Genomic DNA, 11,222 nt, shown 5'->3' with positions numbered 1-11,222 from the left:
GTTCAGCACCACCACCGGCCCCCACTCCATGGATCCTCCCGGCAGCTTCGGCAGATGCCCGAACGGCGAGACGTCCAGCACCGCCTGCGGTACATCCAGCGCAGGGCCGACCCAGCCGATCAGCAGGACCGTCCCGGCCACGCCCCATGCCGCCGCAGCCCCCCGGGGCAGCACGCCATGCAGTAGCACCGCCACCCCGCCGATCACCCAGATCGCGGGCAACTGCACCATGCACGCTCCCAGGATCGGCCCGGTCTCCTTGCCATAGCCGACGGCGAGGCCGAGCCCGGCCAGCAGCATGATCAGGGCGGCCCCGCCGAAGGCGATCACCAGGTGCCCGGCGGCCCACCGCAGGCGGCCCACCGCGTTCGCCAGCACCGGTTCCGCCCGCCCCGAGGTCTCCTCGCCGTGCAGCCGCAGCACCGACGCCACGATGTACAGTGCCGCGACCAGGCCGAGCATGCCGACCATCGACGCCAGGAACGCGTCCGTCAGACCGGACCGGCCGCCCATCCGCTCGAAGATCCGCCGGGCGTTGTCGTTGTCCCCGACCAGGTCGGCCGTGCCCTCGGTCATGCCGCCGTAGACGACCCCGGCGAGCAGGAAACCGATGCTCCAGCCCAGCACGCTGCCCCGCTGCAGCCGCCAGGCCAGCGCGCCCGCACTGCCCAGGCGCCCGGTCGCCGGGCCCGGCCGGGTGGGCAGGAAGCTCATGCCGAGGTCCCGGCGGCCGGCCAGCCCGTACGCCACCGCGCCCTGGACGAGGACCGCCCCGGCGAGCAGCGCCAGCACCCACCAGCGTTCGTCCGCGTACGGCCGCAGGTTCTCCAGCCAGCCCAGCGGCGACACCCAGGTCAGAACCGACGAGCCGTCGTCCGTCGCCGAGTCGCCCGCCGCACGCAGCACGAACGCGGCGCCCAGCACCGCCGCCGTCAGCCCACGGGCCAGCCGCGCGCTCTCCGTCAGCTGGGCGACGATCGCCGCCATCGTGGCGAAGACCATGCCGACTCCGGCGATGCCGAGGCCCAGGGCCAGTGCCCCGGTCGTGCCCTGGCCGGTCAGGCCGGCTGTGAGCAGCAGCGCCAGTACCCCGTTCGCGACCGCCGCCGCCAGCAGGGCCGCCGTCAGGGAGGCCCGGCGGCCCACCATGCCGGACGCCACCAGCTCCTGACGGCCGCTCTCCTCCTCGTCCCGGGTGTGCCGTACGACGACCAGCAGGCTCATCACGGCGGCCAGGGCGCCCGCGTAGACGCCGGCCCGCCAGGCCGTCAGCGCGCCCAGCGAGTCGCCGAAGACCGGGCCGACCATCGCGCGCAGCGAGGAGTTGGTCTCCATCTGCCGGATCAAGTCTGCGCGTTCGGCCGGGGTGCCGTAGAGGCCCCCCAGCGTGCCCGGCATGGAGAGGACCATCAGGGCGTTCACCGCGATCCACACCGGGATCATCAGCCGGTCCCGGCGCAGCGCGAACCGCAGCAGCGTGCCCGTCCCGGCCAACTGGCGTGAGCTGCCGGGCCGCACCCGAAGCGCGAAGGCCGTCATCGGGCTGCCGCCTCGTCCTGGTAGTGCCGCAGGAACAGTTCCTCCAGCGTCGGCGGCGTCGACGTCAGCGACCGTACGCCCGACTCGCCCAGGGACCGCAGGACGGCGTCCAGCCCGTCGGTGTCGACCTGGAGCCGGACCCGGCGCCCCTGCACGTCGAGGTCGTGGACGCCGGGCAGGTTCGCCAGCCCGTCGGGCGGGCCCGCGAGTTCGGCGACGACACTGGTGCGGGTCAGGTGGCGCAGGTCGGCGAGCGAACCGCTCTCGACCGTGCGGCCCTTGCGGATGATGCTCACCCGGTCGCACAGCTCCTCGACCTCGCTCAGGATGTGGGAGGAGAGCAGGATCGTGCGGCCCCGGTCGCGCTCCTGAGCCACACAGCGCTGGAAGACCTCCTCCATCAGCGGGTCCAGGCCCGAGGTCGGCTCGTCCAGGATCAGCAGGTCGACGTCGGAGGCGAACGCGGCGACCAGGGCGACCTTCTGCCGGTTGCCCTTGGAGTACGTGCGGCCCTTCTTGGTGGGGTCGAGTTCGAACCGCTCGATCAGCTCCGCGCGGCGCCGGGGGTCCAGCCCTCCGCGCAGCCTGCCGTAGAGGTCGATGACCTCGCCGCCGGAGAGGTTGCGCCACAGCGTCACGTCCCCGGGGACGTAGGCGATGCGGCGGTGCACCTCGACCGCGTCCGTCCAGGGGTCGTGGCCGAGCACCTGTGCGGCGCCCGAGTCGGCGCGCAGCAGGCCGAGCAGGACCCGGATGGTGGTGGACTTGCCCGAGCCGTTGGGGCCGAGGAAGCCGTGGACCTCGCCGGTGGCGACCTCCAGGTCGAGGCCGTCCAGCGCGTGGGTCCGCCCGAAGGACTTGTGCAGTCCGGAGACGGTGATGGCCTTCGTCATGCTTCAGAACGTACGCGTGCTTCAGAAATTTGTGAAGTTAAGGAACCGTATGAAGCGCGGATAGGATGAACCACATGACGGAATCAGCCAGCAGCGCGCGGGACGCGGACGCCGTGTCCAGGTTCGTCGAGTCCTTCGCGGCGCAGCTCGTCGAGGCCGGGATGCCGCGGATGCCCGCCCGGGTCTTCGCCGCACTCCTCTCCTCGGACGAGGGCTCGATGACCTCCGCCGGACTGGGAGAACAGCTGCGCATCAGCCCCGCGGCGGTGTCCGGGGCGGTGCGCTACCTGGCGCAGACGCACATGGTCTCGCGCGAACGGGAGCCCGGCTCCCGCCGCGAGCGCTACCGGGTGCGCGGCGACCAGTGGTACGAGGCCCTGACCAACCGCGACGCCGTCCTCAAACGCTGGGAGCAGGCCCTCCGCGAGGGCGTCACCAGCCTCGGCGCCGACACCCCGGCCGGCCGCCGCATGTCCGAGACGCTCGCCTTCTTCGAGTTCCTGGAGAGCGAGCTCGCCGAGCTGATGGAACGCTGGCGCGTGCACCGGGAGAAGACGTTCGGGCCGGAATGACGAGCGGGCGCGGCTCACGGCCCCGCAGGCACCGTCAGCGGGCGCGGCTCACGGCCCCGCAGGCACCGTCAGCCCCCAGGCCCCCTCCCGGACCACCCACGTGCGGGTCCGTACCGGCCCCGACACCACCGTGTCCGCCCGGTAGCGGAAGTGGGCCCCCGACACCGTCACCGTCCGGCCCTCCGCGAGCAGGGGTGAGGCCTCGGCGCCCACCGACACCGGGCGGACCTCCACCGCGGCCATGCCGGAGGCCGAGGGCGACACCGAGACCGCCTCGACCGGCTGGTTCAGGTCGACGAGGGTCTCGCCGTCGACCTCGACGCGCAGCCGGGAGGGGCCGGGCTCGGGAGCGGAGGCGAGCCGGGACGGGCGGGCGGCCGGGACCAGGGTGCGCACCAGGGACTGGCAGGTCCGCAGCCAGGGGCGGCCCGGCACGGCCTCGGGGTCCGGCGCCTCCGGGCCGGCCTGCACCGGCGGTATCCGCAGCGCGCCGAGCACCACCCCGTCGCTGTCGTCGACCAGCAGGTCCATCCGCCGCTCGACCCCGTCGAGCACCGCCCGAGCCGCCGCCACCGTCCCCATCGGCACCCCCAGCGACCGGGCGAGGGACAGCACGCCCCCGACCGGCACCACCGACAGCGCGCATCCGGTCAGCTCCCGATGCCGGTGCAGCAGCGACACCGCGCGGATCAGGGCCCGGTCGTCGCCGACCACGACCGGGCGCCGCGAGCCCCGCCGGGCCAGGGCCCGGGCGAACTCCTCCGGCCCGTCCGGCAGGCACAGCTTCACGGCCGCACCCGCTGCGAGCACGTCTTTCGCGATCCGTACGGACTCGCCGTCCGACCTACGGGCGACCGGGTCGACCACCACCAACAGCTGCTCGTACGTCGCGGAAGTCGCCACCTCGGCCATGCCTCGCTTCCTCGGGTAGCATCTTTGTGCAAGAGCCCCTTGCGCTATTGCGCCAGGGGCTTCGTCTATTCCGGGGCATCCGGTCCGACGGTTGGCGGCCAACGGCGGTCGCGGTGTACGCGGCTTCATACCACCGCGTGCGCCCTCGACCATGGACATGCCCCACCCGGAAGGGGTGTACGCGCGTGCCCGCACTTGTGCTGCTCGGTGCTCAGTGGGGTGACGAAGGCAAGGGAAAGGCCACCGACCTGCTCGGTGGATCCGTGGACTATGTAGTGCGCTACCAGGGTGGCAACAACGCCGGCCACACGGTGGTCGTCGGCGACCAGAAGTACGCACTGCACCTCCTCCCTTCCGGAATCCTGTCCCCCGGCTGCACGCCGGTCATCGGTAACGGTGTCGTCGTCGACCCGTCGGTCCTGCTCTCCGAGCTGAGCGGTCTGAACGAGCGTGGTGTCGACACCTCCAAGCTCATCCTCAGCGGAAACGCGCACATCATCACGCCGTACAACGTCACGGTCGACAAGGTGACGGAGCGCTTCCTCGGCAAGCGGAAGATCGGCACGACCGGGCGCGGCATCGGCCCGACCTACGCCGACAAGATCAACCGTGTCGGCATCCGTGTGCAGGACCTGTACGACGAGTCGATCCTCACGCAGAAGGTCGAGGCGGCCCTCGACGTCAAGAACCAGATCCTCACCAAGCTCTACAACCGGCGCGCGATCGCCGTCGGCCAGGCCGTCGAGGAGCTGCTGGGCTACGCCGACAAGCTCGCGCCGTACGTCGCCGACACCGTCCTGGTCCTCAACCAGGCGCTGGAGGAGGACAAGGTCGTCCTGTTCGAGGGCGGCCAGGGCACGCTCCTCGACATCGACCACGGCACGTATCCCTTCGTCACCTCCTCCAACCCGACCGCGGGCGGCGCCTGCACGGGCGCCGGGGTCGGCCCGACGAAGATCAGCCGTGTCATCGGCATCCTCAAGGCCTACACGACCCGTGTCGGCGCGGGCCCGTTCCCGACGGAGCTCTTCGACGAGGACGGCGAGGCGCTGCGCCGCATCGGCGGCGAGCGCGGCGTCACCACCGGCCGTGACCGCCGCTGCGGCTGGTTCGACGCGGTCATCGCCCGCTACGCGACCCGCGTGAACGGCCTGACCGACTTCTTCCTCACCAAGCTCGACGTCCTCACCGGCTGGGAGCAGATCCCGGTCTGCGTGGCGTACGAGATCGACGGCAAGCGCGTCGAGGAGCTCCCGTACTCCCAGACCGACTTCCACCACGCGAAGCCGGTCTACGAGATGCTGCCGGGCTGGAGCGAGGACATCAGCAAGGCCAAGTCCTTCTCCGACCTGCCGAAGAACGCCCAGAGCTACGTCAAGGCGCTGGAGGAGATGTCCGGCGCCCCGATCTCCGCGATCGGCGTGGGCCCGGGCCGGGACGAGACGATCGAGATCAACTCGTTCCTGTAGGCCGAAAACGGCCGACGGCCGTCAGTGCTGCCCGATCACCGGCGCCCCGCGCGGGCGCCGGTGATCGGGCATAGGCTGAAAAACGTACCCCCGCGTGCGTCGACCAGAAGAAGGTGAGTGCGATGCGCGTACTGCTCAAGGCCCACTTCGACACGGAAAAGGCGAACGAGCTGGTCAGCAGCGGCAAGATGTCCGAACTGATCCAGGGGATCGTGGAAAAGGTCCATCCCGAAGCCGCCTACTTCCTCCCGGATGAGGGAGACCGCACGGCCTTCCTGGTCTTCGACATGGAGGACCCGTCGCAGATGCCGGTGATCACCGAGCCGCTCTTCCGGGAAGCGGACGCCAAGGTGTCCTACAGCCCGGTGATGAACCTGGACGACGTTCAGAAGGGGCTGTCCCAGCTGTCCGACGGCTGACTCAGCTGAAGACGATCATCGACCCCTGGGCCAGACTCCGCGTCACGGCCGCGTGCAGGCCGAGCCAGACGTGGCGTTCCCGGGCGAAGGGGCTCGGATCGTAAGGGGCCGGGACGGCGGGTTCCTCCAGTTCCGTGGGGACGAGCGGCGGTTGGGGCGCGGCCGGCGGGTTGGCCGGGTCGATCCCGATGACCGGGGCGACCACCTCCAGCTCCCGCAGCAGGGCGTGCGAGGAGCCCAGCGGACCGCCGCCCGCGAGGAGCTCGTCGTCGGCGAGCGGGCTCGGGAAGTCGACGGGGACGTACGCACCCGCGTGGTCGTAGTGCCAGACGAGGTGCGACTGCTGGGCCGTCGACTCGAACATCTCCAGCAACTGCTCGTAGTCACCGCCGAGTTCGTCCACGGGCGTCACCGGCAGGCCGCACACCTGGAGCAGATAGGCGCGGCGCAGGAAGTGCAGCGCGTCGTAGTCGAAGCCCGCCACCGGGGCGACGTCGCCCGACAGGCCCGGCATGTACTGGTACACCGGCACCGGCGGCAGCCCCGCCTCGGCGAGCACCTTGTTGTATTGCGCGAGTTCCTCGGCGAACGGGTTGTCCGGCGTGTGGCACAACACGTCGACGAGCGGTACCAGCCACAGGTCACAGGCCAAAGAAGGCTCCTCGCTCAGCTCGGTGGGTCGGGTGGCACGGTGGTCAGGGAAGGGTATCGGTGCGGCACGAAAAGCGGCTCCTGCCGTGCATGTCCCATACCCATACGGACAGATGCGACGCAGGTCATCCCGAGGCGAGGCGCTCGATCAGGGCGACGGAGTGGGCGTTGTAGCCGGCGATGATCGACCGGGCGGTGTCGTTGTCGCGGGCGATCAGCGCGTCGACCAGCTCGGTGTGACCGGCCCACAGCTCGCCGCGCAGGTCGGTGAGCCGGCGCAGGTACTGCACCGCGCAGACCCAGGTCTGAACGCGCAGCCGGTTCAGGAAGTCGGCGAGGTAGGGGTTGCCGAAACAGGCGCCGAGCTCGCGCCAGAAGCGCAGGTCGTAGCCGATGAGGACGGTGAGGTCACCGGCGGCGGCGGCCCGCTGCGCCTCCTCGCCGCGCCTGCGGACCCCGGCGACGACGGCGGCGGCCCGGGGATCGTCGGGCCGCACGGCGCCGGGGTGCCCCTCGGTCAGCGCGAGGAACATCCCCTCGATGACCAGGCCGCGCGCCTCGATCATGCCGCGGAAGTCCTCGACCGAGTACTCGTGGACGCGGAAGCCGCGGTGCTGGTCGGCGTCGAGGAGCCCCTGCGCGGAGAGGTCGACCAGCGCCTCGCGGACCGGCGTGGCGGACACCCCGTACTGCTCGGCGATCTCCTTGACCGTGAACTCCTGCCCCGGCTGGAGCCGCCCCGCCAGCACCTCGTCACGAAGCGCGTCGGCGATCTGCTGCCGCAGGGTGCTGCGCGTCACGGCGCCGTTGCCGGAGCTGCGGGGCATGGTCAGGGCGTCTCCCTCGTCGCGTTCGAGTGGCGTGCACGTACATGTCTACGGGCACGCCACCTTACGCGTTCGAACGAGGGGCGAGCTGGTCGGCTACTGACGGGTTGTGGTCGGCCACTGGCGGGATCACGGCTGTTTACTCGGTGTATTCGTCCGCCACCGAGAGCGCCGCGTCCAGAGCCGCGAGACCTTCCTTCAGCTCTGCCTCGGTGATGTTGCAGGGCGGCACCACGTGCGTCCGGTTCATGTTCACGAACGGCCACAGCCCGCTGCCCTTCGCGGCGGCGGCGAAGGCGGCCATCGGCGCGTTCGCCTCCCCGGCCGCGTTGTAGGGCACCAGCGGCTCCCGGGTCTGCCGGTTCCGGACCAGCTCCAGCGCCCAGAACATGCCGACACCGCGCACCTCGCCCACGCTCGGGTGCCGCGCGGCCAGCTCACGCAGCTGCGGCCCGAGGACGGACGCGCCCAGCCGGGCCGCGTTCTCCACGACGCCCTCCTCCGCCATGACGTTGATCGTCGCGACGGCGGCGGCGCACGCCAGCGGGTGCCCGGAGTACGTCAGACCACCCGGGTACGGCCGCTTCCCGAAGGTCTCCGCGATCGCGCCGGAGATCGCGACACCGCCCAGCGGCACGTACCCGCTGTTCACGCCCTTGGCGAAGGTCAGCAGGTCGGGCGTGATGTCGAACAGGTCCGCCGCGAACCACTCGCCGGTCCGCCCGAACCCGGCCATGACCTCGTCCAGGACGAAGACGATCCCGTACTTGTCGCACAGCTCCCGCACCCCGGCGAGATAGCCGGGCGGCGGGACCATGATCCCGGCCGTCCCGGGGATCGTCTCCAGGATGATCGCCGCGACGGTCGAGGGCCCCTCGAAGGCGATCGTCGTCTCCAGGTGCTCCAGCGCCCGTGCGCACTCCTGCTCCTCGGTCTCCGCGTAGAAGCGGGAGCGGTAGAGGTAGGGCGCCCAGAAGTGCACGACCCCGGCGGTGCCGCTGTCGGAGGCCCAGCGGCGGGGGTCGCCGGTGATGTTCACGGCCTGCTGCGTACCGCCGTGGTACGAGCGGTACGCCGAGAGCACCTTCGGGCGGCCCGTGTGCAGCCGGGCCATCCGGATCGCGTGCTCGACGGCGTCGGCGCCGCCGTTGGTGAAGAAGATCTTGTCCAGGTCGCCCGGGGTCCGCTCGGCGATCAGCCGGGCCGCCTCCGACCGGGCCTCGATCGCGAACGCCGGCGCGAAGGTCGTCATCCGCGCCGCCTGCTCCTGGATCGCGGCGACGACCTTCGGGTGCTGGTAGCCGACGTTCGTGTAGACGAGCCCGCTGGAGAAGTCGAGGTAGCGCCGGCCGTCGTAGTCCCAGAAGTACGACCCCTCCGCACCGGCGACGGCGAGCGGGTCGATGAGCTCCTGAGCGGACCAGGAGTGGAACACATGGTCACGGTCGGCGGCCTTGACGGCGGCACCTGCTTCGGGGTTCGGCTGAGGGGTCATGCGGGCGAGCGTAGGTGCGGGGGAGGGGGCGGTGAAATCGGCGGCCTGTCTGCCGTGGGCGGCATTCCGCGACAGGTTGTCCAGGCGTGGCGGGAGTGCGTTGACAGCTGCTGCCCAAATTCATTGACAGCGTGCTGTCGAAGTGTCAGGATGCTGTCATAAGTACTTCGGGTGGGAACTCAGGTCTCAGGAGAAGCCATGAACGCCATCGCAGACCGCAAGCCCGTCCATCTCGCCGTCTACGACACCCTCGCCGACTGGGAGACGGGCCACGCCACGGCCCATCTCGCCCGCGCCGGACACCGGATCCGGACCGTCGGCCCGTCCAGGGACCCGGTCACCAGCATCGGCGGACTGCGCATCCAGCCCGACACGGCCCTGGACGACGTACGGCCCGAGGACAGCTCCCTGCTGATCCTCCCGGGCGCGGACCTCTGGGACACGAGCGACGACCTGGCGCCCTTCGCCCGCAAGGCCCGGGCGTTCCTGGAGGTGGGCGTGCCGGTCGCCGCGATCTGCGGCGCCACCGCCGGGCTCGCCCGGGAGGGCCTGCTCGACGACCGGTCCCACACCAGCGCGGTCTCCTTCTACCTGGCCGCGACCGGCTACGCGGGCGGCGAGCGCTACGTCGAGACCGACGCCGTCACCGACGGAAACCTCGTCACCGCGGGCCCGACCGAGCCCGTCGCCTTCGCCCGGGAGATCTTCCGGCTGCTCGGCGTGTACGAGGGTGAGGTGCTCGACGCCTGGTACCGGCTGTTCCACGACTCCGACGCGGCGGCGTACGCCGTGCTGGAGAAGGCCGGGGCGGCATGAGCCGGGAGCGTCAGGACCTGTTCAGCCGCAGCGCCCTCGGGGTGTTCCGGCTGAACGGCCAGTTCCTCGCCGTGGCCGAGGAACTGGCCCGGCCCGCCGGGCTCACCGCCGCCTGGTGGCAGGTGCTCGGCGCGGTCCTCGGTGAGCCGCTGCCCGTCTCCGGCATCGCCCGCGCCATGGGCATCACACGGCAGAGCGTGCAGCGCATCGCCGACCTGCTGGTGGAGCGCGGGCTCGCCGAGTACCGGCCGAACCCCGCGCACCGCCGCGCCAAGCTCCTCACCCCGACCGAGGAGGGGCGCGCGGCGATCGCCCGTATCGGCCCCGGGCACGCGGCGTTCGCCGACCGGCTGGCGGAGGCGTTCGGGGAGGCGGAGCTGGCGGAGGCGGTGCGGGTGCTGGAACGGCTGTCGAAGGTGCTCGACCAGGAGGGGCTGCCGGGCACGGAACTTCCACCCGTCACGCCATCTGCGCCTGTTACGGAACCGTAGACATCGCCCAGCTCACCCCGCCCGGGCCCCGCACTATCCTCGGTCTGTTGCTCACGTGTGGGGGGAAGGCGGCTGAGCGATGGAGAAGCTGGGACCTGGGGATCCGCAGCGCATCGGTGCCTATCGGTTGCTGGCGCGGCTCGGTGCGGGCGGCATGGGGCACGTGTATCTGGCCCGCTCGGAGCGGGGCCGTACGGTCGCCGTGAAGCTCGTGCGCGAGGAGCTGGCCGCGCAGGAGGAGTTCCGGGAGCGGTTCCGGCAGGAGGTGCGGGCCGCGCGGCGGGTCGGCGGGTACTGGACGGCGCCGGTGCTGGACGCGGACACCGAGGCGGCGGTGCCGTGGGTGGCCACCGGGTACGTCGCCGGGCCGAGCCTCCAGCAGGTCGTCGGACACGACCACGGTGCCCTGCCCGAGCGGACGGTCCGCATCCTCGCGGCCGGACTCGCGCACGCCCTGAAGGACATCCACGCCGCGGGCATCGTCCACCGCGACCTCAAGCCGTCCAACGTCCTGGTCACCATCGACGGCCCGCGCGTCATCGACTTCGGCATCGCCCGGGCCCTCCAGACCGTGACGGACGGCGGACTCACCCGCACCGGCGCGCTCGTCGGATCGCCCGGTTTCATGGCGCCCGAGCAGGTGCGGGGCGACCGCATCACCCCGGCGTGCGACGTCTTCTGCCTCGGCTCGGTCCTCGCCTACGCCGCCACCGGCGCCCTGCCCTTCGGCACCGCCAACAGCGGCGTGCACGCCCTGATGTTCCGCATCGCCCAGGAGGAACCGGACCTGGAGGGCGTCCCCGAGGGCATCGCCGACCTGGTCCGCGACTGCCTGCGCAAGGACCCCGCGGCACGCCCGTCCCTCGACCGCGTCCTGGAACGCACCGGCGCGGACGACACCGTCTCCGACGGCCGCGCCCTCGACCCCTGGCTCCCGGGCGCCCTGGTCGCCCAACTCGGGCGGCACGCGGTGCGGTTGCTGGACGCGGAGGATCCGGAAGGTGAGGCCGCGGGCGAGCGGGAGGCCGCAGGGGAGCGGGCCGGTGCCGCCGGCCTCCCTGCCCAGCGGCAGGGTTCCGGTTCCGGCGGGAGCCCCAGCCCCGACCCGACACCCGAACACGCCTCCGCTGCCGACGAG

Annotated in this window: 12 protein-coding genes; 6 read left to right on the top strand and 6 right to left on the bottom strand. The window is 71.8% G+C overall.

The window, feature by feature from the left end; all coding sequences use genetic code 11:
• Both CA983_RS32470 and CA983_RS32465 read right to left on the bottom strand, forming a co-directional pair.
• A partial coding sequence (locus tag CA983_RS32470) for an ABC transporter permease (RefSeq protein WP_086604376.1) occupies positions 1–1,539 on the bottom strand: 1,539 nt, incomplete at its 3' end.
• Positions 1,536–2,432: an ABC transporter ATP-binding protein gene (locus tag CA983_RS32465; protein ID WP_086604375.1), complete on the bottom strand. Its 897-nt coding sequence runs from the start codon at positions 2,430–2,432 to the stop codon at positions 1,536–1,538. The genes CA983_RS32465 and CA983_RS32470, both read right to left, overlap by 4 nt.
• 74 nt (positions 2,433–2,506) lie before the next feature.
• On the opposite strand from CA983_RS32465, the gene CA983_RS32460 reads away from it, so the two are divergent.
• On the top strand, positions 2,507–3,004 hold the full coding sequence (locus CA983_RS32460; RefSeq protein ID WP_086604378.1) for a GbsR/MarR family transcriptional regulator: 498 nt from the start codon (positions 2,507–2,509) through the stop codon (positions 3,002–3,004).
• Between the two features lie 48 nt (positions 3,005–3,052).
• On the opposite strand, the gene CA983_RS32455 is transcribed toward CA983_RS32460, so the two are convergent.
• Positions 3,053–3,916 (bottom strand): diacylglycerol kinase family protein, encoded by an 864-nt coding sequence (locus CA983_RS32455; protein ID WP_086604374.1) that lies wholly within the window; start codon positions 3,914–3,916, stop codon positions 3,053–3,055.
• Between the two features lie 185 nt (positions 3,917–4,101).
• Here CA983_RS32455 and CA983_RS32450 point away from each other — a divergent pair, with 185 nt between their 5' ends.
• Both CA983_RS32450 and CA983_RS32445 read left to right on the top strand, forming a co-directional pair.
• Complete coding sequence (locus CA983_RS32450) at positions 4,102–5,385, top strand: adenylosuccinate synthase (RefSeq protein ID WP_086604373.1); 1,284 nt, start codon at positions 4,102–4,104, stop codon at positions 5,383–5,385.
• 122 nt (positions 5,386–5,507) lie between these two features.
• Complete coding sequence (locus tag CA983_RS32445) at positions 5,508–5,804, top strand: hypothetical protein (RefSeq protein ID WP_086604372.1); 297 nt, start codon at positions 5,508–5,510, stop codon at positions 5,802–5,804.
• A gap of 1 nt (position 5,805) precedes the next feature.
• Here CA983_RS32445 and CA983_RS32440 read toward each other — a convergent pair whose 3' ends face one another.
• From CA983_RS32440 to CA983_RS32430, 3 genes are all read right to left on the bottom strand, one after another.
• A complete protein-coding gene (locus CA983_RS32440; protein WP_086604371.1) occupies positions 5,806–6,456 on the bottom strand; it encodes a phospholipase D-like domain-containing protein in 651 nt (216 codons plus the stop codon).
• Between the two features lie 124 nt (positions 6,457–6,580).
• Complete coding sequence (locus CA983_RS32435) at positions 6,581–7,282, bottom strand: GntR family transcriptional regulator (protein WP_086604370.1); 702 nt, start codon at positions 7,280–7,282, stop codon at positions 6,581–6,583.
• Between the two features lie 139 nt (positions 7,283–7,421).
• Positions 7,422–8,777 carry an aspartate aminotransferase family protein gene (locus tag CA983_RS32430; RefSeq protein WP_086604369.1) on the bottom strand — a complete coding sequence of 452 codons (1,356 nt, stop codon included), beginning with the start codon at positions 8,775–8,777 and terminating at the stop codon, positions 7,422–7,424.
• Between the two features lie 198 nt (positions 8,778–8,975).
• Between CA983_RS32430 and CA983_RS32425 the strand changes: the two genes are divergently transcribed.
• From CA983_RS32425 to CA983_RS32415, 3 genes are all read left to right on the top strand, one after another.
• A complete protein-coding gene (locus CA983_RS32425; protein ID WP_208637089.1) occupies positions 8,976–9,593 on the top strand; it encodes a type 1 glutamine amidotransferase family protein in 618 nt (205 codons plus the stop codon).
• On the top strand, positions 9,590–10,084 hold the full coding sequence (locus CA983_RS32420) for a MarR family winged helix-turn-helix transcriptional regulator (RefSeq protein ID WP_086604368.1): 495 nt from the start codon (positions 9,590–9,592) through the stop codon (positions 10,082–10,084). The genes CA983_RS32425 and CA983_RS32420 overlap by 4 nt, the downstream gene beginning before the upstream one ends.
• 79 nt (positions 10,085–10,163) lie before the next feature.
• Positions 10,164–11,222: serine/threonine-protein kinase (locus CA983_RS32415; RefSeq protein ID WP_208637088.1), on the top strand; the 1,059-nt coding region annotated here is incomplete at its 3' end.

Origin of the sequence: Streptomyces swartbergensis, from assembly GCF_002148965.1 — a bacterium.
Taxonomy (GTDB): Bacteria; Actinomycetota; Actinomycetes; order Streptomycetales; family Streptomycetaceae; genus Streptomyces; species Streptomyces swartbergensis.
The sequence above is the reverse complement of the archived record's forward strand: the minus strand, read 5'-3'. Positions and strand labels throughout refer to the sequence as shown.